This window comes from Sarcina ventriculi, from assembly GCF_900456775.1.
Lineage (GTDB): Bacteria > Bacillota > Clostridia > Clostridiales > Clostridiaceae > Sarcina > Sarcina ventriculi.
Map to the genome: position 1 here is coordinate 90,026 of NZ_UAUL01000011.1, position 22,209 is coordinate 112,234.

The window sequence follows — 22,209 nt, forward strand, 5'->3', positions numbered from 1 at the left end:
ATTAAGGAGATAAAAAAATGGATTTAGAAAATTATGAAACTATGGATGCTTTTATATTACTTAGCATAATAAATTTAAAATTAAGAGATTATTATGAAAATTTAGATAGTCTTTGTTATGATTTAGATATAAGTAAGGATTGTTTGAGTGAAAGATTAAAATCAATTAATTATGTTTATGATAAAGAAAATAATCAATTTATAGGAATTTAAAATTTAGGGGGAAATATTATAATGAAAAATGATTATTTATTAGTTCTTGGAGCATCTATAATGGATATATTTGGATTTAGTACATCTAATTATAGAGCATATAATTCTACACCAGGGAAGATAAAAATGTCTTTTGGAGGAGTTTGTAGAAATATTGCTGAAAATAGTGCTAGAATTGGAATAAATACAAAATTTTTATCGGTTTTAGGAGATGATGAATGTGGAAAAAGTATATTAGAACATTCGAGAGAAATTGGATATAATATGGAAGATTCTATGATAATCAAAGGGGCATCAACGCCAACATATCTTGCCATATTAGATGAAAATGGAGAAATGGTATCTGCTATTTCTGATATGAAAAGTTTAAATGCCATGACTGAAGAGTTTATAGATAGCAAAAAAGAATTAATAAAAAATGCTAAGTATGTTGTAGTGGATTCTGATAATCCTAAAATACTTTCTTATATATTAAAAAATTTTTCGAAGGAAACAAATTTTATATTAGATCCAGTATCAGCTGAAAAAGCTACTTGGGTAAAAGATATGATTAAGGATTTTCATACGATAAAGCCAAATAGACATGAGGCTGAAATTTTAGCTGGATTTCCTATAAAGGATACAGAAGATTTAATAAGAGCTAGTAATTATTTTTTAAGTTTAGGTATAAAAAAAGTATACATAAGTTTAGATTCTGAAGGAATATTTTACAATGATGGAGAAAAATGCGGAAAAGTTAAAGCATTAGACGTTATAGTTAAAAATGTTACAGGTGCAGGAGATTCTTTTGTAGCTGGTATTGGTCATGGTTATATGAATAAATTAGATGAAGTTGATATAGTAAAATTTTCAATGGCTATGTCTATTATAACAATTGCAGATGAAGCAACTATACATCCTCAAATGTGTTTAAATAAGGTATTAGAGGAAATAGATAAAATAAAATGGATAGAAGAGACATATAATGTATAGTTTTTTTTAGAAATAAAAGTTATAATAAGTATGTAAAGAAATATGAGAGGCGTGATTTTTATGAAAAAGAAAAAACATATAAAGAGAAATTTACTTGTAGGTCTTGCAGGAGCAGCTTTAGTTGCAGCTATTGTATATGATAAAATGAATAAAAATAAAGTGGTTGAAGCTAATGACGAAGATGAAGTTATAGCAGATAAAGAAGAAATAATAGAAGAAGAATAGTTCTTAATAAAAAAAAGAGTTCAAAATTGAATTCTTTTTTTTATTAAGAACTATTCTAAAATAAAATACTCGTAAATGATATTAATAAAAAAACTAACAATACTTAAAATATTTACAATTTAAAAAAATTAAATCAAAGAATTATAAAGCATATTAAAGAAAAAAGGGTAAATTATCGAAAGACAAGTAAAATATTAAGTTAATAGCTAGTTTATGAAAAAATTTGATAGATTAAACCATATTCACAATTTGTATATAAATAAAATTTCATTTATTATAGAAGTGCAAGTATTTTAAATTGCGGCTATTAACATATTTAATGGTTAAATATTAAGGAGGGCATCAATGAAAAAAGTTAAAATGACAGCGATAATATTAGCTGCATCTATGACAATTGGAGGATATGGAGTATTAGGAGCAAACTACTCTTCTGGCATAGTAAGTAATGTAGTTTTAGCTAGTGGTACAGATACAGCGCAAACTACAACTACTCCTCAAGTTAATAATATAAAAGCTCAAGGAATTGCCACTAATCAAGGTGTAATAAGTAAAGAAGGCTCTTTAAAATTATTAAATCCTCAATTAGGAAGTGTATTTTCAAATGTTTCAGTTGGTGAAATGGCAACAATAAATAATGGAAATATTGATAATGGTTATTATAAAGTTACAATTCATGAAACAGGTGATGTAGGTTATTTAAAATCTTCAGATGTACAAGAAATACATAATTATCCTGATAGTCCTTTAACAAGTTTAAATGAAGATGGAAGCATTGTTAATGTTTCTTATGCAGTTAATGTAAGACAAGGTGCTGGATTAAATACTGATGTTTTAACAACTCTTCATAATGGAAAAAATGTTAAAGTTATAGGTAAACAAGGACAATGGTATAAAGTACAGGTTGATGGAATAACAGGATATATATACCAAGAATACATATCTATAAATAAAACAGTAAATAAAGATACACATACAAGTAGTTTAACAAATAAAACAATAAATAATTATGCGAGTAGCTTAATAAGCAAGACAGTAAACAAGGATGCAAGTAATTCAACAAGTAAAACAATAAACAAAGATACAAGCAATTCGGCAAGTAAAACAATAAATAAGGATACAAGTAATTCAACTAATAAAATCACAAATAAAGATACAAATAATTCAATAAATAAGACAGTAAATAAAGATACAAGCAACTCAGCAAGTAAAACAATAAATAAGGATACAAGCAATTCAACCAATAAAATTACAAATAAAGATACAAATAATTCAACTAATAAGACAATAAACAAAGATACAAGTAGTTCAACAGGTGTTACTGCTCAACAAGTATTAGCATATGCTTATCAATTTGAAGGATATCCATATGTATGGGGTGGAAGTAGCCCATCAACAGGATTTGACTGTTCTGGATTTGTACAATATGTGTATGCTCATTTTGGAATAAATCTTCCAAGAACTACATTTGAACAAGTAAATTGTGGTACACCAGTATCATTAAATAATATTAAACCAGGAGATTTAGTATTTGAATTTGGTAGTTCTGAAGGTCCAAATCATGTTGGAATTTACATTGGTAATGGTCAAATGATAGATGCTGCTGGTGTTGGACAAGGAGTTACAATTTCTAAATTATATAGTGTTGTAGCTGTAAGAAATGTTTTATAATAAAATCATTTAATAATTCTAGAGTTAGAGTGTCAATTTATAGACACTCTTTCTTTTTTGGACAAACCATTTTAAAGAGAAAATAGAAAAAAATATAAACTTAAATTAATGTAAATTTTAGTTTAAAACAAATACATAAAATCAAAAAAATAACATTTTTTTTGAAAAAAATTACTTTTAATATATGATGGGCGAATATTTTAAAAAAAAATAATAAAAAATATAAGAAAAATGGAGAATTTTAAAGAAAAAAGGCGAAAAATAACATGAGATTTGAATATAAATATGGTTATCTATTTGTATATAAATAAAAATTAAGTTATGATAAAGATGATTTGATAAATAAAATTTTAGTTAATATGTTAATTGAATTTTCTTTTTGTTATACATAAAAACCTGATTTATTGATTTTAGGAGATGATTATTGTGAAAAAAATATTTATAAGCGGAGTAATTGCATCATACGTGTTATTTGGAGGATGTACACAAGCTTTTGCCTCGACACTTCCAAATAATACGGCTACAACAACGAAAACTACGAAAACAACAAGTGATACATATACAAAAGTCGAAACTTCAACAGGAATAGTAAATAGTCCAATTGGTTTATATATGTTAAATGAGCCAAATATGAATGGAAATATTATAACTGCGTTAGACTATGGTGCTAATGTAACTATAGAAGGGGTTTCAGGGGACTGGTATAAAGTAGAAGCAGGTGGATATACAGGATATGTATATAAACAATTTATTACTGAAGCAGCTACTGTATATTCATCAAATAATACTAATAGCTCTACATCTACTTCAACTACATCTACAACAACTTCTAGTTCTGAATATGGAGTAGTTTCTAATTTGAATTTAGGATATAGTTTAAATTTTAGAACAGCTCCGAATTTATCATCAACTATAATAGGTTCACTTGCGGAAGGAACTCAAGTTAAAATATTAGGTGAATCTAATGGATGGTATAATGTAGAATATAATGGAGTAGTAGGATATGCTTATGGAGAATTTATAAGTATAACTGGTTCTTCAAGTACTTCTTCTACAACATCTAGTAGTTCAGTAACTAATTCAACATCAACATCAAGTTCAACTTCAACAGTAACAGCACAAGATATAATAAATTATGCAATGCAATTTGAAGGATATCCATATGTATGGGGAGGAGATAGTCCATCAACAGGATTTGACTGTTCTGGATTTGTACAATATGTATATGCTCACTTTGGAATAGATCTTCCAAGAACTACATTTGAACAAGTAAATTGTGGTACACCAGTATCATTAAGTGATGTTAAGCCAGGGGATTTAGTATTTGAAATGCCAAGTCCTGAAGGACCAAATCACGTTGGAATTTACATAGGAAACGGAAAAATATTAGATGCTATGGATCCACAAAATGGAGTTACAATATCACCAATTTATGAAGTTGTAGCTGTAAGAGATGTTTTATAATATAACTTTAATATTCTTAAGCTATATCTATTAGATATAGCTTAAGTTTAATTATATGCTAAAGCAATGTCTAAATAAATGAACAAGTTGTTAAATTATTGTTGAATTTATAAAAAAAAAGGAGTAAAATGTTAAAAAATCAATAAATTTTAGTTAAATATAATAGCTATAAAAATTATATTACTATATGTGTGTAAGAAAGGAAAAATTATATGAATAAAAAAGAAAAAAAAAGAAGAGTATCTATAATAATAGCAATACTCTTTATTTTTTTATGTGGCTATTTTACATTTTGGCTCTTAATACCTGGTATACCAAAAGGGGATGATTTATACTTTCATCTGTCACGTATAGTTGGCATTAAAAATGGACTTGAGCTTGGAAGTTTTCCAGTTAAAATTTATCCAGGATATTTTCATGGATATGGGTATGCTAATGGTCTTTTTTACCCCGATTTATTTTTATATATTCCAGCAATCTTAGTGTGTTTTGGAATGAAGGTTGTTACCGCTTACAAAATATTATTGCTTTTATGCACTATATTTGCGGCTTTGTTTATGTACATATGTGTTAAAGGAATATCAAAATCTAGATATGCAGCAACTATATCTATGATAGTTTATACCTTAGCAAGTTATAGGGCTATTGACGCTTATACTAGGGCTGATCTTGGGGAAACCTTAGCATTTGTATTTTTACCACTAGTAATACTTGGAATGTATAAAATAATCTATGATAATTATAAACAATGGTATATATTAAGTCTTGGAATAGCGGCTATATTTTTATCTCACGAAATAAGTTCAATAGTAGTTTCTGGATTTACGATTTTGATATTTTTAATAGGACTTTTTCACATGAGAAAAGAAAAAATAAGAATTTTATACTTTATTTTAGCAGGGGTTGTAGCATGTCTTTTGACTTCATATTTTACTTTTCCGTTAGTTCAACAAATATTAAGTCAAAAGTTTATATTAACAACAAAAACAATAACCCAATTTACTCTTTCTCAAACTGTGGAAGGATTTTTACCAGCAATATTTTCATTTAGATTTAATAAATTTTTAATTCCTGCAATTTCAGGAGTTGGAATTGCAATATTAGTTATGCCGATTCTTAGATTCAAGGTAAGAAAGAATAAAAATTCGTATTTTGTATATTCAGATATATGTTTAGTTATGGGGATTATATGTCTTTTAGCTGTTATAGGATGGTTCCCATGGAATACCATAACTCATATTTGCAAGCAAATAGGTGCTATTCAATTTGCTTGGAGGCTTTTACTTCCAGCTACTGCATTTTTATCAGTAAGTTCTGGGATTATAGCTTTTTCATTATTTAAAAAAAATAATAGTAGAAAAATTGCATTAATTATAGTTTTAATTTTATCGATATTTGCATCTACAGTAAATATTTATGCTGATTATACAGCAAAAGTTGCAAGTCATAAAATGATATCTGAAAATTACCAAGTTGATTATTCTGTTGGGAATGGAGAATATTTACCAGCTAATACAAATATTAAAGAACTTGCTGAAAGAGGAAATATTATAACGTCTAATAATAAAAATATTAAGTTTTCTTTTATTAAGAATGGAACTAATATAAAAATACAGTTTTATGGAAATAACATTAAAGATAGTTACTTTGAACTTCCTTTAATATATTACTTAGGATATAAAGCTACATTAGATGTTAATGGAAAGGAACATAATCTTATAGTAGAGAAGGGTTCAAACAATATAGTTAAAGTTGATTTAAGTGATTATACAAATGGTACTATATACGTAAAATATGGAGGTAGTATACTTCAACACATATCATTAGTAATATCAATTATTACTTTAATTTTACTTATCATATACGTTGTTATTAAGAAAAAATAAATTAAGTAAAGTCATAAAGAAATAAAAAAAGAAAAGCTAAAATTATTTTAGCTTTTCTTTTGCATGTAAAATATTTAGTTAAAGGAATTTTAGTTTTTATTACTTTTAAAAATATCTATTTCTCTTAAAAGAGCTGATTCTATTGTAGATATTGTTTTTTGTAAATTAAGAGATTCTACGGTTTTTTTACAGTATTCTTTGCTAGGTAGGGATATTTTATTGTTTATTATATCCTTTAGCAAATTTACAAAGGAATTCTCATCATTACTATCTATAAACCAACCATTTTTTCCGTGGGTAATAAATTTATTTTTTATTTTTGAATTTGTACATATTACAGGAATTCCATGTGCTAGAGATTCAAGTAATACTAAAGGGCATTTATCCTCATTTGAAGGAAGGATTAAAATAGAAGCTTTAGAAACTTTAGTCCAAGGATTTTCTTGCCAATTAGTCCATGATATTTTTTCAGAAATTTTTAAGTCTAGAGCTTGTTGTTTTAGAAAAGCTAAAAGAGAACCATCTCCAATTATTTTTAACAAAAAATTATTATCTAATTTAGACAATGAATTTAAAAGATAGGGAATGTTTTTTTCAGATTCTAAACGTCCTATATATAATATTTCTAAGTTTTTTTCAGAAAGATTAATATTAGATATATTATCAGTATTAATTAAGTTTTGAATTGAGTAAATTCTTTTATTACCGAGTAGATTTTTAATATCTAATTCTATTTCTTTATTTAGAGCAAAATGAGCTAATGAAAATCCTAAAGATTCTTTGCTATAAAAATTCTTTATGGAATCATGCAAAAAAGATACTAAAGGAACTGAAAGAATATTATTTTCTTCAAGAGCATAATAACATATATAATTTTGAATACAATCATAAAAAGCTATACATATATCAGGTTTACCAATTAAAGATAGTATTTTTTTATAATTTGTAGAAAATTCTAAATAACTTCCATTATTAATTGTTGCACCTAAACCATAATAATATACATTATCTAAAGCATTTAACCATTTTTTAAATAATGGAGGGTATGCCATTAAAATTCTAACAGTATGTCCTTTCTTTTTTAATGAATTACTAAGTAGTGTTAAGGTAGTTTCAGCACCACCTTTCCCACCAAGATAATATGTTACAATATCTATAATCATTTAAATCACCTACTAAAATTTTCAACATATTTTTTTAGTATATTTTCGATATTATTAATAACATTATCAACAGTATATTTTTGTATAGACTCAATGCATGTTTCTCTACTTGGAAGAGAATATTTCTTATTAATAATATTATTTAATATTTTTGAAAGATTTATATAATCATCAACATCATAAAGATAGCCATTGACACCATCTATAATCATGTCTTCAGGCCCTCCACACCTCGTTGAAATAACAGGAATTCCTCTCATAAGTGATTCAGCAGTAGATAACGAAAACCCCTCAGAAGGTGATGCTACTATTGTAAAAGAGGCTTCAGAAACTTTTGACCAAGGATTTTCTTGCCAACCAAGCCATTTAATCTTTTTAGAAATACCTAAAGTATTAGCTAATTCTTTAAGTTCAAAGGTCAAACTTCCATCACCTATAATAGTTAATTCAAAAGGAGCATCTACATTAGCTAATGCCTTAAACAAAATATCAGTACCTTTTTCTTTATCTAATCTTGATAGATATAATATTTTAGTAATATTTAATGGTCTAGAAATAGTTGATATATTTTTATTTTCAATAGGATTACCTATTAAAAAAATGTTATTATTATTTTTAACATTATCTTCTATACTTCTTTTTACAAGGGAACTTATAGCTAAATGACCATCACAGTAGTTTAGTAAACATTCCCATCCATAAACCCATGAAGGTCCATGTATCCAAGATATAATAGGAATTATATTTATATTGTCTTTAAGTGCAAGATGACATAAGTAACTAGATAATGTGGAATGCGTAGCTAGTACAATGTCTGGCTTTCCAAGTTTAAATAATAAGTTTTTATAATTAATTGCATAATTATAAAAATCTTTAATATTGTAAAATTCATTAGAATTTCCGTAATAATAAATTTCATCTAATGTTTTAATCCATTCTTCATAAAATGGTTTATAGCTTTGGAATACCCTAACCCTATGTCCTCTATTTTTTAATCCTTTAACTACTTGTGTAATAGCATTTTCAACTCCTCCATGTCCAGTTCCATATATTAAAACAATATCGATAATCAATTTATACTCCTTATGATATATAAAATTCATAATAATATATGTTAAATTTTTGTTTTATATTCGATAGGAGAAAATATTGAAAAACTTATATATTTTCTATATAAATAAATTTTGAATATGTATGTTAGAATAATAAATAGAAAGAGGGTTATGTGTATGATTATGGAAGGAAATATAAGTATAAGAACAATTGAAAGAGATGATTTAAAAACTATTTACAGATGGAACTCACAAGAAATAAGGGGGGACTTTCAAGAATTTAAATTCCAATCATTAAATGAATTAGAGCAAGATTATAATAAAAGTGGATTTTGTTCAGATGAGTTTCAAGTGTTAATGATTAAAGAAGAAGAGCATAAAATAGGACTAGTATATCTTAGTTTTTACAGAGAGGGGATTGTTAAGATAGGAATGGTATTGACTCCTAATAGTTGTAATAGAGGAAAAGGAACTACTATTTTGAAAATGATAATTAAATATTTATTTAGCAATTATCCAATTGTAAGGGTAGAAGCTGATACAGATGTGAAGAATATAGCTGCTCAAAAAATACTTGAAAAGGCAGGATTTTTGAAAGAGGGTATTCTTAGAAAATATAGGTTTCATCATGGAAAATATAATGATTCGTATATATACAGTTTTATTAATGAAAAATTTTGATAATGTTAACTATTTTTAATTATATATTTTAATTTAAAAATTAATAAGATAAAAAAATTTAATTGTTAATATATAATGTAAAATAATTGATTTTTTTACAAATATATAATATAATAAATATAAATATTTAACTAATTAGTTAAATATTTATATAAAGAGAGGACAGCAGGATATGAATAAAGTTTTTAAGGCATTAAGTGATGAAACTAGACGAGAAATTCTTAAGATTTTAAGTAAGGGTGATATGTCTATGGGAGATATAGCAAATAATTTTAATATGTCAAAACCTGCAATATCAAAACATTTAGATATATTAAAGAATGCTAAACTTATAACGGCGGAAAAAAAGGGACAATTTATAATTTATTCAATTAACACATCTGTAATACAACAAGTTTTAGGAGGATTTCTTGATATATTTTCAAAAGGTAAGGGGGATGATGTATGAGAAAATTCGATTTAGTAATAAGGATTATATTCGGAGTGCTTTCAGCTTTTATGTTTATTCTTGGATTAACTATACAAGATAGCAATAAAATTTCTTGTATAGTAGGTTTCATAGCCATTTTGATATTATTTATTTTTGATATTAATACTGAAAAAATTTTTAAACTTTCTAAAAGTAATCCTAAAGTAGCTACAATTAAATTAATTACTAGATTTAATATAGGTATAATAACATTAGTAGCTTTAATTATAACTTTAAATCCTATTAAATCCATACCTCAAAAGAAACTTGATATAATAGTTGGAGTAGTTGTTGGATTATATATTTTAGTTTTTGGAAATTTAGCTCCTAAAATTCCTTTTAACAGATATTTAGGATTTAGGCTTCCTTGGACTATAAGAGATGAGGAAACTTGGAGAGTAGCCCATAAAATTTTAGGATATGTATCTTTTCCAAGTGGAATAATTGCTATTATAGGATCAATTTATTTTAATATGAATCAGGTCATTACATTAACAACATGTTTATTAATTATTATACCTAGTGTATATTCTGGATATTTTTATTATAAAAAGATGAAAAAATTTGCAAATTAGAAATATTTTAATATTTTATTGTAGATGATTATATAATTATGTATAATGGTAAATAAAGGGAATTAATAAACTGGGAGATGATATAATGGCTTTAACATCAGAAGATTATTTATTAGAATTAGAAAAAGAAATAATGGGATCAGATTATTATAAAATATTAGAAATTAATACTAAAGAAACAAAGAGAAGAAATAATATAGAAGTTTTAGAAAACATAGATGAAATAAGTGATAGAATTTCAAAAATAGAAGAAAATTTAAATAAAATAAGCAATGAACAGAAAAAAGAAAAGAACTATGTTTTATTTGGGATACTTTTAAATTTAATATTAAATATAATTTTAATGTTGATTATTATATAATTATAAGGGGAAGTTATGAAAAATAAAACAGAAAAAGCTCTTTTAATATGTATTTGTTTAACTATATTTTTTTCTTTAGGGATAATAATATTTATGTTTTTAAATAAAGATACTAATAAAATTGTTTTAAATAGAAAGTATTATAATGAAAATATATTAAATTAAAAATTTAAACCCAATAATTAAGTAATTTAATTATTGGGTTTGTTTTTGTATTTAGTATTTTATTTAAAATACTCGTAAATAAAAACTATAAAAATAGGAAGAAAAGATTTTATTTTCTTCCTATTCACATTCTTTATATATTTAAATTCTAAAAAAAGATAATCAGAACCATAGCTGTTGGAATTATTACACAAAATGCAATTAAGCTATAAAAAGCAAACTTTTTTATATAAGTTATAGGACTTGTCTTTGTTTCTGATATAACAAATTTATAAGAAATTATACTAGCCATAGAACCTATTAATGAGAATAATCCTCCTGCATTTACACCTAATACTATAGATTTAAAATCATGTGTAAATGGTGAAAGAAGTAGTGTAACTGGAACATTACTAATAAATTGGCTAAGTATTAGTGATATAAAATATGTATGTATTGGATCTGTTAAAAGCCCAGATACTAAAGTTTTAACAGCAGGTATTGCTGAAACATTTCCTATAAATATAAAGAATCCAGTAAATGTTATTAGTAAAGAATAATCAACTCTCTTAAATAATTTTTTATTAACAAAAAATGTAACTACTAATATTATTATAAAAGCATATTCGTAATTAAGTAATTTAAATACTGAAGCTAATACAACTAAAAATAAAACAAAATATAAAATAGTAAGCTTTTTATGTTTTATATGAATTTCTTCAATAGCCACATCTAACTTTTTATTCTTTTGAACCAATACTAAAACTAACAAAAATATAAATGCTACTATTGCCATTGGTAGTGTAACCGCAAAAAATTCTCCAGAAGTCAAATCAAAATGTGTAAAAATGTAAAGGTTTTGCGAACTTCCCATAGGTGTTAGTGCACATCCTAAAATTGCAGCCATTGTTTGAAATACTACTAATTTTACTGGATTAAAATTAGCTTTTTTAGCTAATACTAAAGCAAGTGGAACAAAGGTAATTAAAGCAACATCATCAGTAATAAGCATTGAACTGAAGAATGTTAAAGTTACCATTATAATATAAATTCTTCTTGAACTATTATCCTTATGTAGAAGTTTTGTTCCTATGTAATCTAATACCTTAAACTCTTTTAACGCTGTAACAACAATCATAAGATCAAATAACAACATTAAATCTTTATAGCTAATAGAACCAAAATTTGGTCCGTTTATAAATGAAGAAGCTATAGCTAGTACTACTGATACTATTAATACAATTTCATGTTTACAAAATTCCTTAAGTTTCTGTTTATCTAAACTTTTCGAATCCATTTATTTTCTCCCTTAATTAAAAAATCTTTTAATAAAACTGACAAGTTAATTTTAACCTAAGAAAATAATCATATCAATAACTATAAAATGTATTTATAGCCTAATAAGTATTTTTTGGAATAATTTTAAATATTGTGTTAACATTTAGGGTTTTGAAAACGTTATAATAGATAAATGTTAAAAAAATTTAACAATGCGTAATATTAATATTACATTTGTTTAGATAAAACATTTAAGGTATTTTATAAAGATGTTTTGTTTATTTTTATAATTTAATGTATTATAAATATAGTTAAAATATAAATGATAAGGTGATAAAGATAAATGAAAGAATTAAAAAATATAATAGATGAAATAACTTCTTCAAAAGTTATAAAAATAGTTTTAAGTAATAAAAAAAATAAAGATTTTAAATACAATAAAATAAAATTTTCTCTTAAGGAAAATTTAAAAGGTGAATTTTATCAGATAGAAAAATATACTGATAAACAAGTTTTTCATGAAAATATAACATTTAATGAATTAAAAGAACAAGTTTTATTCTATTTAGAAGAAAACTATAAACAAGCAGGGGTTTGGACTGAAGATTTTACTTTTGATATTAAGATATCTAAAAAAGGAAAAATTCTTTTAAATAAGAAAAAATCAGATAATAAATCTTTGGTTAAAAAGTCTCATAATAAGGAGAAAAATTATATTCTTAAGGAAGGAATGATTATAGAACCGCTTATAGATTTAGGTATTTTCACTAAAGATGGAAAGGTTATTAATAGTAAATATGATAAATACAAACAGATAAATAGATTTATAGAAATTATAGATGATGAGGTTAAAAATAAAGATTTAAAAAAACTTACAATTTTAGATTTTGGTTGTGGTAAATCTTATTTAACCTTTATAGTTTATTATTATTTTACTAAGATAAAAAATATAGATGTTAAAATAATTGGACTAGATCTTAAGGAAGATGTTATTAAAAAATGTAATGAGATAGCTAAGAGATATAACTATAATAATCTTCATTTTGAGCTTGGAGATATAAATGGTTTTAAATTTAATAACAAAGTTGATATGGTCATAACACTTCATGCTTGTGATACAGCGACAGATTATGCTTTATATAATGCTATTAAATGGGATACTAAAATGATATTCTCAGTTCCTTGTTGCCAACATGAATTTAATAAACAAATAAAGAGTGATAAATTATCTATATTAACTAAATATGGAATAGTACAAGAGAGAGTAGCTGCTCTTATGACAGATTCAGTTAGAGCTAATCTTTTAGAAGTTCTAGGATATAAAACTCAACTTTTAGAATTTATTGATATTTCTCATTCACCTAAAAATATTTTAATAAGAGCATCAAAGGCGAAAATATCGAAAGAAAAAAGAGAAAAAGCTTTAGATGAAGTAAAATCATTAATGGAGAATTTTAATTTAAGTCCGACATTATTTAATTTATTGCAAGATGATGGATTAATTTAAATAAGGAAGCTAATTTATGCTTCCTCTTCTACCTATATCATATCATTTATATTGTTAAAGTTTATTTATTTTATCATTAAGTTTGCTATAGACATTATCAATCATATGCTTTTCGCTACAATACTTGTCAAGTTCTGCAATGGGAATCCATTTAACTCCTTTTGTTTCTTCTTTATTTATGATAAGTTCATCATTTTCACAGGCTTCTAAAAGATAAGTTATATTTAAATGAAGATGTGCTGAGACAAATTTATTTTTCTTTATATGACCATTTACAGTTAATACATCTATGGAAAATATATCATCAGAAATTACGTTTATGTTTTTTAATCCTGTTTCTTCTTGAGCTTCTTTTATAGCTACTCTTAAAAAATTAGTATCGCCATCATTGTGACCTCCTGTCCATGCCCAAGAATTATAAATTTTATGATATATCATTAAGACCTTATCACGAGTCTTGTTAATTATATATCCAGATGAAGTAAAATGCAGTATGGGGTTTTCTCTAATGAATAAATTATTAAAATTATTAACAGCTAATAATATAAGTTCTTTATCATTTTTTTCTTGTATATTATAAGGTTTATAATTTTTTATATCTTCAATAAAAGCATTATCCATTATTTATTCTCCTTAAATATAAAATTATTTATTAATTATAGATATTTTATAAAATTATACAGATGGTTTCAATAATATTAGGTTATATGATTAAACAAAGAGAATTTATTGTGATTAATATATATATGTAATGGTTTTTTATAAAATCGGTAGTATAATTATAATAAAAAGTTTCAAAAGTATTGACTATAATTAAAAAATTTATTTGGAGGACGAAATGAAAACAGCCGAAGAAATGTATAAATATTGTGTAGATAATAGATTCTCAAGTGGAATTAGTAAAACAAATGCAATAAAAAATTTTTCTATAATTGAAAAACAGTTGCATAAAAATGAAAATGTATTAATTACATTTATGGGAATTCATGATTATAAACCCTTAAAAAATTATGATAGTGGATTTACATATGCTTTAACGAATGAAAGAATAATTATGGCTCATAAAAATTTAGTTAGTAAAGTGATTGAGGAACTTAAATATGAAGATTTAAGCAATATTACACTTAAAATAGGACTTATATATGGTGTAATAACAATAGAAGCTTTTAATGAAAAATTAAAAATCGCTATTTCAAAGCCAGAGGCCAATAATATTTATGGTAAAATCAGTAGAATTATATTAGAAATAAAAAATAAGAATAATGTTAGTAATGAACTTACAGAAAATGAAAAGGTAGTAGCTGTAAAACTAAGAGCATTAAATGAACTTTATGAAATGAAGGCTTTAAGTGAAGATGAATTTGAAAAACAGAAATTAGAACTTTTGGCTCAATTACATTATTAATATAAAATAGACAGATTTATATAATTACATTGAATTTATAAAGATTAATTATATAATATTATAGTAGGTATTTGGAATATTTACGTTAATTGTAGCAGTGATAATAAAGAAAGGAAAAAACAAATGGGACTTTGGTATTTAGCAATATGTTTATTTTGTATAATGATGATTATCTTACTTATTCTAAATAGAAGAGTAGATACCAGAAAAACAGTTAGAAAAATATTAATAGTATTTTATATATGTTTAGCAATTGTATTTTTTGGACTATTTATATATAATACAGTTTTTCATGGGAAATTTCTTACTTAAATAAAACATAAATATAAAAAATATAATATACATAAGTTTAGAACTATACAATATAAATGCATTTTGATTAAAATTGCTTTAATCCTTTTGGTATAGTTCTTTTATTTATTATTGAATAAATTTTAATTATAGGAGCAATTAATTATGAAAAATATGATTTATTATAAATCACCTATTGGAAATCTTATAATAGTAGAAGAGGAAAATGCTATTATAAAATTGTGTTTTAAAGAACAAGAAATTACAAATATTAAGGATATTCAAGAATTTGAAACGCCATTATTAAAAAAGGCTAAAAAACAATTAGAAGAATATTTTGAGGGAAAGCGAAAAAAATTTGATTTAGCCTTAAGATTAAATGGAACTAGCTTTCAAAATAAAGTATGGAAGGCTCTTTTAAATATTCCTTATGCAAAAACTTGTAGTTATAAAGATATTGCACAAAATATAGGAAATGAGAACGCCTCAAGGGCAATTGGAAATGCGAATAATAAAAATCCATTGCCAATATTTATTCCATGTCACAGAGTTATAGGAAGTAATGGGAAATTAATTGGTTATGCTGGAGGATTAGATATAAAGATAAAACTTTTAGAACTAGAGAGAAAAAATAAATAAAATGAAAGTGTATCTTTTCTTTCTTGAATATTAATGGTTAAATAAATATATATTTAATAAAATTAACATTAATTAAATATAGAAATTTGTCTTAAAATATAATATAGTAAGATTAATCATAGAATAATTATAGAGAGGATGTAGTTTATATGAAGCTTAAAAATTATTCAATGCTTACTAGTATGTTAACATTAGGTCTTGCTACGTACATAGCTTATGATAATTATCAAATATCGGTAAGTGAAATAGTTGTAAAATCAAATAAAGTTCCGAAAAATTTTGTGAATTTTAAAATACTTCAATTATCTGATTTGCATTGTAAAGAATTTGGAAACAACAATATTAGACTTATAAAAAAAATTAATAAAATTAATCCTGATATAATAATTGCAACTGGAGATATGTTTAGTACAAGTTTAGATGTAAATGAATCATTTTATAAATTATGTAATGAATTAGTTAATAAATATCCGATATATTATTCTTTGGGAAATCATGAAACCATTCTTAGAGTATCTAAATTATCAGATAGAATATGGATTGAAGATTATTTAAAAAAAATAAAAAATTTAGGTGTTTGTTTGTTAGATAATGAAATGGTATCAATAGACAGAGGTAATGAAAAAATTAATATTTATGGTTTAACTCTTCCTATGATGTTTTATAGAAGAAGATTTAATAGTGATAGAGATGAAAAGATTGAACTTAAAAGTGAGTTTATAGAAAATCTTATAGGAAAACCTAATTTGAAAGAATTTAATGTTCTTTTAGCACATAATCCGCTTAATTTTGAAGCTTATGCGAATTGGGGAAGCGATTTGATATTTTCTGGACATGTTCATGGTGGAGCTATCAGATTACCATTTGTAGGAGGATTATTGTCTCCTGAAATTTCCTTTTTACCTAAATACAAAGAAGGATTTTATATAAAAAATAATTCTATAATGATAGTTAATAGAGGACTTGGAAATTCAAGTATGCCAGTTAGAATACTTAATGGACCAGAAATGATTTTAACAATTTTGTCAAATTAAATAAAAAAATAGTTACTATAATTAATTTGTATAGTAACTATTTTTTTATTTGTTATGTAGTAGTTTTATTTACACAATGATCTAATTCATGTTCTTTTTTCATCATTTTTCTCCATAAAATATATCCATAAGTTACTCCAATAATGTATTGAAGAAGAGATAGTATATCAGAAAAATCTGCTACCAACATTGAAGGATTAGTTATACTAACTCCAATACTTTGTATTATAAACATTATTATAGAAATTGAATTAAATACAATCCAGAAAATCCATTGCTCAATAAATCTTTTTCCTGTTAAATATGTAGCCATTATTGTCATTACACATGTAAATGAATCTAGTATTATTTGAGGGTCTTTTGAAATATGTATATTAAATATGTTATAAGCTATTTGAGGAAGAAAAGTTAAAAACAATCCGTAAACAATCCATATAATAATAGAACATATAAGTGCAATTATTAGTTGTTTTAAATTGAATTTTCTAATGATAATATCTTTAGATTTGTTTAAAGCCATATTTTTTTTCCAAGCTATGAACCCATAGATAAGAAGAGGTAATGTTATAAATATATTTAATATAAATTGTCCATATAAATCATTATAAAGACCAATAATCCCTGTTGTTACAGCATTTATCATCCACCAAATATATCCTATAATGTGAGCTTTAGCGGTATATATGGATACAAGAACTCCAGAGAGAGTACAAACTAAACCTATTAGTCCTATAATAGTTATTACGCTAGATAAATTACCTCCTGGAATAAAGGCAGGAAGAAAAAAAGTTATTATACTGCAAATATAAAAAAATAAAAAAAATATTTTTTGAAATGGTGAAAAGTTTTTAAAAAATTTCATTTGTGTTTCCTCTCGTTAGTGATAAGATATATGTCTTTACATATATCTTATCACTAACGAGGATATAAGTAAATATTTATAATTTTTTATTAGTACACTACTGTGAAAAATTATAGTATTTCTAAGATTTCAACAGTATATTTTTCACCTGGAGCATCAACTTCAACTATATCTCCAACTTTCTTACCACTTAAAGCTTTACCTAAATCAGATTCAACACTTATACACATGTTTTCAAGATCTACATCTAAGGTAGTTACAAGAGTGATGGTATCTTCAAAATCATCTTCTATAAATTTAATTCTAGCTTTTCCGTTTATGCCTAAAAAGGATTTATCTAAACTATTATCATCAACTATAATTGCAGTTGAAATCATGTTTAATAGGTACTGAATTCTGTTATCATTTTCTCTATAATTTTCACAAGCCGCCTTATATTCAGCATTTTCTGACCTGTCACCGTGAGCTGCTGCAATTAATTTTTCTTTTGCTATTTCAGCTCTCTTTACTGTCATTCTGTAATCTAATTCATCTCTTAATTTTTTTAAGTTTTCTTCTGTTAATTTTTTATTCATGAAATTTACCTCCATTAATATACATTATTTTATATTATATCATTAAATAATGTGGTGATAAAAAATTTTATTTAAAAAAATGTTAATGGTAAATTAATTGAAAATTTACAATAAATATATATATTGTTGTTATAATAATTGTAAATAAGATTGTTTAAAGTAGTATAATTTATATTTTAAAATTAGGGGGGTTTTTAAAATGTATAAGTACCTTTGTGTTGAAGCTAACAGTAAAAATATGATAAAACAAGCTAATCATAGAGAAATTATAGAATCTTATAGTAAAGAAGAGTGGAGATTTATAAGTGCAATACCCACAAAATTTGACCCGACATTTGGCTCACCAACGAAATTTGATTTGATTTTTGAAAAAACAATTGATTAGGAAACATACTAGTGTTAAAAAATAACACTAGTTAAAAATTAAAATCTTATATTTGATTTTAAAGTACATATATTTTACACTTTATATTGATCTAATAAAATTTTAAGGAGTAGTACATATGGGAATTATAAAGTCTATTATTTATTTTATAATAGCTGGAATATTTGAGATAGGAGGTGGATATCTTATTTGGCTTTGGCTTAGAGAAGGTAAAACATTTTGGTTTGCAATCTTGGGAGGGATTATTTTAATATTGTACGGAATAATACCAACATTTCAACCTAAAACGGATAGTTTTGGGAAGATTTATGCAGCCTATGGAGGAATTTTTATTGTACTTTCAATTTTATGGGGATGGAAGGTTGAAAAAATAGTTCCTGACAAATTTGATATATTAGGTGGAATAATTGCTTTGATTGGAAGTGCTATTATAATGTATGCACCTAGAGGATAATTTATAGATTATTTTTTATATAAAGAACACACTTACATAGTCTTAAGTGTGTTTGTTTTTTTAGTAAAAATAAAAAGATAAAAAATACATTAAACGCTATGACTTTTTATTAAACTGTAAATGTAGTATAATTTTTAAATAGTAGAATTTTAAAAGCTTAGCGTAGGCTGTTTATATATAAGGATGGTGGTTTAAATTGGGTTTAACTCCAATGATGAAGCAATATTTTGAGATAAAGGAAAACTATAAAGATTGTATCTTATTTTTTAGACTTGGAGATTTTTATGAAATGTTTTTTGAAGATGCAGAAATTGCATCAAGAGAATTAGAACTTGTTTTAACAGGTAGAGATTGTGGGTTAGAAAACAGGGCTCCTATGTGTGGGATTCCATTTCATGCAGCTAATTCTTATATAGGAAGATTAATTTCTAAGGGATATAAGGTTGCAATTTGTGAACAAGTAGAGGATCCTAAAAGTGTTAAGGGAATAGTTAAAAGAGATGTTATAAAGATTATAACGCCAGGAACTTATATAGATGATTCTTTTATTGATGATAGTAAAAATAATTATATAATGTCTATATATTTAGATGAAGAAAATAATAATTTTTCAATAGCAGTCACTGATATTTCAACAGGGGAATTTTTAACTACAGAAACTTTTTTAACTAGTGATTCTCTAATTTTAGATGAGATATCTAAATTTACTCCTAAAGAAATAATAATTTGTGAAACTTTAAAAGAAGAATTAATTCGTGATATAAAATTTACTGTTCCAGCTTTAGTTACTAAAAAGGGGATAACATATTTTAAAGATGATGAAAATTCTATTTTGGATATGCAATTTAAAGAAGACAAAGATAAGTTAACCCCTCTTACCTATAAAGCATCTTTAGCACTTGTTAAGTATATTTTAGATACTCAAAAGATAAGTTTAAGTAACATAAATAAAATAACAGTTTATAATATTAAAGATTATATGACTATAGATTTAAATACTAGGCGTAATTTAGAACTTACAGAAAATTTAAGAGAAAATACTAAAAAAGGTTCTCTTTTATGGGTTTTAGATAAAACAAAGACATCTATGGGTAGTAGAAATTTAAGAAGATGGATTGAAGAACCACTTATAAACAAAGAAAAAATTCAAGAGAGATTAGACGGAGTTTATGAACTTTTTAGCAATATTTATTTAAATGATAATTTAAGGGAAGCTTTAGATGATATTTATGATATAGAAAGAATATTAGGAAAAATTTCAAATAAAAATGTGAATGCTAAAGACTTGATTGTTTTAAAATCATCCATTGAAAAAATACCAAATATTAAGTCAATTTTAAAAGATACTAATTCTAAGCTTTTAAATGAATATTACAATAGTTTAGATGAGCTTCGAGATATTTACTCTCTTTTAGAGGAATCAATTTCAAATGAACCTCCTTTAACTATTAAAGATGGAGATATCATAAAGGATGGATTTAATGAAATTATAGATGAACTTAGAGAGGCTAAAACTAATGGGAAAAATTGGATATCAACTTTGGAGGCTAATGAAAGAGAAGTTACGGGTATAAAGTCTTTAAAAGTTGGTTATAATAAAGTATTTGGATATTATATAGAAATATCAAAAGCGAATTTCAATCTAATTCCTGAGGGGAGATATATAAGAAAACAAACATTATCTAATGCTGAGAGATATATAACACAAGAATTAAAAGAAATGGAAGAAAAAATATTAGGTGCTAGTGAAAAATTGGTTTCTATTGAATATGATGTTTTTGTTGATATAAGAAATCGAGTTGAAGAGCAAATAGATAGATTGAAATTAACTGCTAAAACTATAGCAAATTTAGATTGTATAAGTAATTTGGCGTATGTCGCTTTAGAAAATGGATATATTAAACCAAATCTTAATGATAAAGGTTTTATCGAAATTAAAGATGGAAGACATCCTGTTGTTGAAAATGTAATCGAAAAAGGCGAATTTGTTTCAAATGATACATTCATAAATAGAGATGATGAACAACTTTTAATAATAACAGGACCTAATATGGCGGGAAAATCAACTTATATGCGTCAAGTTGCCATAATAACTTTAATGTGTCAAATAGGAAGTTTTGTACCAGCTTCTAGTTGTAATATAAGTATTGTTGATAAGATATTTACAAGAATAGGTGCATCTGATGATTTAGCAGGTGGAAAAAGTACATTTATGGTTGAGATGTGGGAGGTTTCTAATATTTTAAAAAATGCTACAAGAAACAGCTTAGTTTTATTAGATGAAGTAGGGCGAGGTACTAGTACTTATGACGGGCTTAGTATAGCATGGTCTGTTATAGAGTATATATGTTCAAATAATGATTTAAAATGTAAAACACTTTTTGCAACTCACTATCATGAACTTACAAGCCTTGAGGGAAAAATAAGTGGTGTTAAAAACTACTCAGTTCAAGTAAAAGAAGTTGAAAATTCCATAATATTTTTAAGAAAGATAGTTGCAGGCGGAGCTGATGAATCTTATGGTATAGAAGTTGCAAAACTTGCTGGAATACCAAATGTTGTTATAGATAGAGCAAAAGAGATTTTAAAAACATTAGAAGCAAATTCTCCTAAAAATAATTTAAAAACAGATATTATAGAAGATAAGATTAGTAAAGAGGTTTCTTGCGAGAAGGATTCTATTTTATATGATAAACAACAATCAGATGTTAAAGAACATGAAATAAAACATAAAAAAAGAAAAGACAATTTTATAGATGGTGGACTTCAATTAGATTTTAATTCTATTGCAAAAGATAGCTTTTTAAATGAAATTGCAGATACTGATGTTTTAAGTTTAAATCCTATGGAAGCTATGAATAAACTGTATAATTTTATAAAGGAAGCTAAAAAACTTATTTAAAAAGG

General features: G+C 24.9%; 24 protein-coding genes. 18 read left to right on the plus strand and 6 right to left on the minus strand.

Features of this window, described 5'->3' with window-relative positions; translation table 11 throughout:
- The first annotated feature begins 17 nt into the window (after positions 1 to 17).
- The 6 genes from DR020_RS10740 (at position 18) to DR020_RS10760 (ending at position 6,427) form a co-directional block, all read left to right on the plus strand.
- Positions 18 to 212, plus strand: a complete 195-nt coding sequence (locus DR020_RS10740; protein WP_112365939.1) for a DUF4250 domain-containing protein — start codon at positions 18 to 20, stop codon at positions 210 to 212.
- A 21-nt stretch (positions 213 to 233) separates the two neighbouring features.
- Positions 234 to 1,184: a carbohydrate kinase family protein gene (locus DR020_RS10745; protein WP_112365940.1), complete on the plus strand. Its 951-nt coding sequence runs from the start codon at positions 234 to 236 to the stop codon at positions 1,182 to 1,184.
- A 60-nt stretch (positions 1,185 to 1,244) separates the two neighbouring features.
- Positions 1,245 to 1,409: a hypothetical protein gene (locus DR020_RS12270; RefSeq protein WP_156304286.1), complete on the plus strand. Its 165-nt coding sequence runs from the start codon at positions 1,245 to 1,247 to the stop codon at positions 1,407 to 1,409.
- A gap of 345 nt (positions 1,410 to 1,754) precedes the next feature.
- The gene (locus DR020_RS12640) at positions 1,755 to 3,077 is read left to right on the plus strand and encodes an NlpC/P60 family protein (RefSeq protein ID WP_112365941.1); all 1,323 of its coding nucleotides are present in this window, start codon (positions 1,755 to 1,757) and stop codon (positions 3,075 to 3,077) included.
- A gap of 426 nt (positions 3,078 to 3,503) precedes the next feature.
- A complete protein-coding gene (locus DR020_RS10755; protein ID WP_160110473.1) occupies positions 3,504 to 4,541 on the plus strand; it encodes a C40 family peptidase in 1,038 nt (345 codons plus the stop codon).
- Positions 4,542 to 4,753: 212 nt separating this feature from the next.
- Positions 4,754 to 6,427, plus strand: a complete 1,674-nt coding sequence (locus DR020_RS10760; RefSeq protein ID WP_058991658.1) for a glycosyltransferase family protein — start codon at positions 4,754 to 4,756, stop codon at positions 6,425 to 6,427.
- 89 nt (positions 6,428 to 6,516) lie between these two features.
- Here DR020_RS10760 and DR020_RS10765 read toward each other — a convergent pair whose 3' ends face one another.
- Positions 6,517 to 7,590: a glycosyltransferase gene (locus DR020_RS10765; protein WP_112365943.1), complete on the minus strand. Its 1,074-nt coding sequence runs from the start codon at positions 7,588 to 7,590 to the stop codon at positions 6,517 to 6,519.
- A gap of 5 nt (positions 7,591 to 7,595) precedes the next feature.
- Complete coding sequence (locus tag DR020_RS10770; RefSeq protein WP_055257540.1) at positions 7,596 to 8,663, minus strand: glycosyltransferase; 1,068 nt, start codon at positions 8,661 to 8,663, stop codon at positions 7,596 to 7,598.
- A 156-nt stretch (positions 8,664 to 8,819) separates the two neighbouring features.
- On the opposite strand from DR020_RS10770, the gene DR020_RS10775 reads away from it, so the two are divergent.
- The 5 genes from DR020_RS10775 to DR020_RS12280 all read left to right on the plus strand — a co-directional run bounded on the left by DR020_RS10775 (position 8,820) and on the right by DR020_RS12280 (position 10,893).
- Positions 8,820 to 9,323 (plus strand): GNAT family N-acetyltransferase, encoded by a 504-nt coding sequence (locus tag DR020_RS10775; protein WP_112365944.1) that lies wholly within the window; start codon positions 8,820 to 8,822, stop codon positions 9,321 to 9,323.
- Between the two features lie 172 nt (positions 9,324 to 9,495).
- A complete protein-coding gene (locus DR020_RS10780; protein WP_055257536.1) occupies positions 9,496 to 9,771 on the plus strand; it encodes an autorepressor SdpR family transcription factor in 276 nt (91 codons plus the stop codon).
- A complete protein-coding gene (locus tag DR020_RS10785; RefSeq protein ID WP_112365945.1) occupies positions 9,768 to 10,367 on the plus strand; it encodes an SdpI family protein in 600 nt (199 codons plus the stop codon). Before DR020_RS10780 ends, DR020_RS10785 begins: the two co-directional genes overlap by 4 nt.
- An 85-nt stretch (positions 10,368 to 10,452) precedes the next feature.
- Entirely contained in the window at positions 10,453 to 10,728 is a 276-nt protein-coding gene (locus DR020_RS10790; RefSeq protein WP_112365946.1) for a hypothetical protein, read from the plus strand.
- Positions 10,729 to 10,743: 15 nt separating this feature from the next.
- The gene (locus DR020_RS12280) at positions 10,744 to 10,893 is read left to right on the plus strand and encodes a hypothetical protein (RefSeq protein WP_156304285.1); all 150 of its coding nucleotides are present in this window, start codon (positions 10,744 to 10,746) and stop codon (positions 10,891 to 10,893) included.
- A gap of 148 nt (positions 10,894 to 11,041) precedes the next feature.
- Here DR020_RS12280 and DR020_RS10795 read toward each other — a convergent pair whose 3' ends face one another.
- Entirely contained in the window at positions 11,042 to 12,169 is a 1,128-nt protein-coding gene (locus DR020_RS10795) for an SLC13 family permease (RefSeq protein WP_055257531.1), read from the minus strand.
- Between the two features lie 324 nt (positions 12,170 to 12,493).
- Between DR020_RS10795 and DR020_RS10800 the strand changes: the two genes are divergently transcribed.
- Positions 12,494 to 13,657: a class I SAM-dependent methyltransferase gene (locus DR020_RS10800; protein WP_055257529.1), complete on the plus strand. Its 1,164-nt coding sequence runs from the start codon at positions 12,494 to 12,496 to the stop codon at positions 13,655 to 13,657.
- Between the two features lie 54 nt (positions 13,658 to 13,711).
- Here the strand turns inward: DR020_RS10800 and DR020_RS10805 are convergent, their stop codons facing one another.
- A complete protein-coding gene (locus DR020_RS10805) occupies positions 13,712 to 14,278 on the minus strand; it encodes an NUDIX hydrolase (protein ID WP_112365947.1) in 567 nt (188 codons plus the stop codon).
- Positions 14,279 to 14,495: 217 nt separating this feature from the next.
- Between DR020_RS10805 and DR020_RS10810 the strand changes: the two genes are divergently transcribed.
- The 3 genes from DR020_RS10810 (at position 14,496) to DR020_RS10825 (ending at position 17,026) form a co-directional block, all read left to right on the plus strand.
- A complete protein-coding gene (locus DR020_RS10810; protein ID WP_055257525.1) occupies positions 14,496 to 15,062 on the plus strand; it encodes a PH domain-containing protein in 567 nt (188 codons plus the stop codon).
- 456 nt (positions 15,063 to 15,518) lie between these two features.
- Entirely contained in the window at positions 15,519 to 15,992 is a 474-nt protein-coding gene (locus tag DR020_RS10820) for a methylated-DNA--[protein]-cysteine S-methyltransferase (RefSeq protein WP_055257521.1), read from the plus strand.
- A gap of 149 nt (positions 15,993 to 16,141) precedes the next feature.
- The gene (locus DR020_RS10825) at positions 16,142 to 17,026 is read left to right on the plus strand and encodes a metallophosphoesterase (RefSeq protein WP_055257519.1); all 885 of its coding nucleotides are present in this window, start codon (positions 16,142 to 16,144) and stop codon (positions 17,024 to 17,026) included.
- A gap of 52 nt (positions 17,027 to 17,078) precedes the next feature.
- Here DR020_RS10825 and pnuC read toward each other — a convergent pair whose 3' ends face one another.
- Positions 17,079 to 17,888, minus strand: coding sequence for a nicotinamide riboside transporter PnuC (gene pnuC / locus DR020_RS10830; RefSeq protein WP_055257517.1), 810 nt, complete (start codon positions 17,886 to 17,888; stop codon positions 17,079 to 17,081).
- A 110-nt stretch (positions 17,889 to 17,998) separates the two neighbouring features.
- The gene (locus DR020_RS10835; RefSeq protein WP_055257515.1) at positions 17,999 to 18,463 is read right to left on the minus strand and encodes a GreA/GreB family elongation factor; all 465 of its coding nucleotides are present in this window, start codon (positions 18,461 to 18,463) and stop codon (positions 17,999 to 18,001) included.
- Positions 18,464 to 18,662: 199 nt separating this feature from the next.
- Between DR020_RS10835 and DR020_RS10840 the strand changes: the two genes are divergently transcribed.
- The 3 genes from DR020_RS10840 to mutS all read left to right on the plus strand — a co-directional run bounded on the left by DR020_RS10840 (position 18,663) and on the right by mutS (position 22,204).
- Positions 18,663 to 18,848 (plus strand): DUF4177 domain-containing protein, encoded by a 186-nt coding sequence (locus DR020_RS10840; RefSeq protein ID WP_112365948.1) that lies wholly within the window; start codon positions 18,663 to 18,665, stop codon positions 18,846 to 18,848.
- A 118-nt stretch (positions 18,849 to 18,966) separates the two neighbouring features.
- Positions 18,967 to 19,302 (plus strand): YnfA family protein, encoded by a 336-nt coding sequence (locus DR020_RS10845; protein ID WP_055257511.1) that lies wholly within the window; start codon positions 18,967 to 18,969, stop codon positions 19,300 to 19,302.
- Between the two features lie 196 nt (positions 19,303 to 19,498).
- Positions 19,499 to 22,204 (plus strand): DNA mismatch repair protein MutS, encoded by a 2,706-nt coding sequence (gene mutS, locus DR020_RS10850; RefSeq protein ID WP_112365949.1) that lies wholly within the window; start codon positions 19,499 to 19,501, stop codon positions 22,202 to 22,204.
- Positions 22,205 to 22,209: the final 5 nt, after the last annotated feature.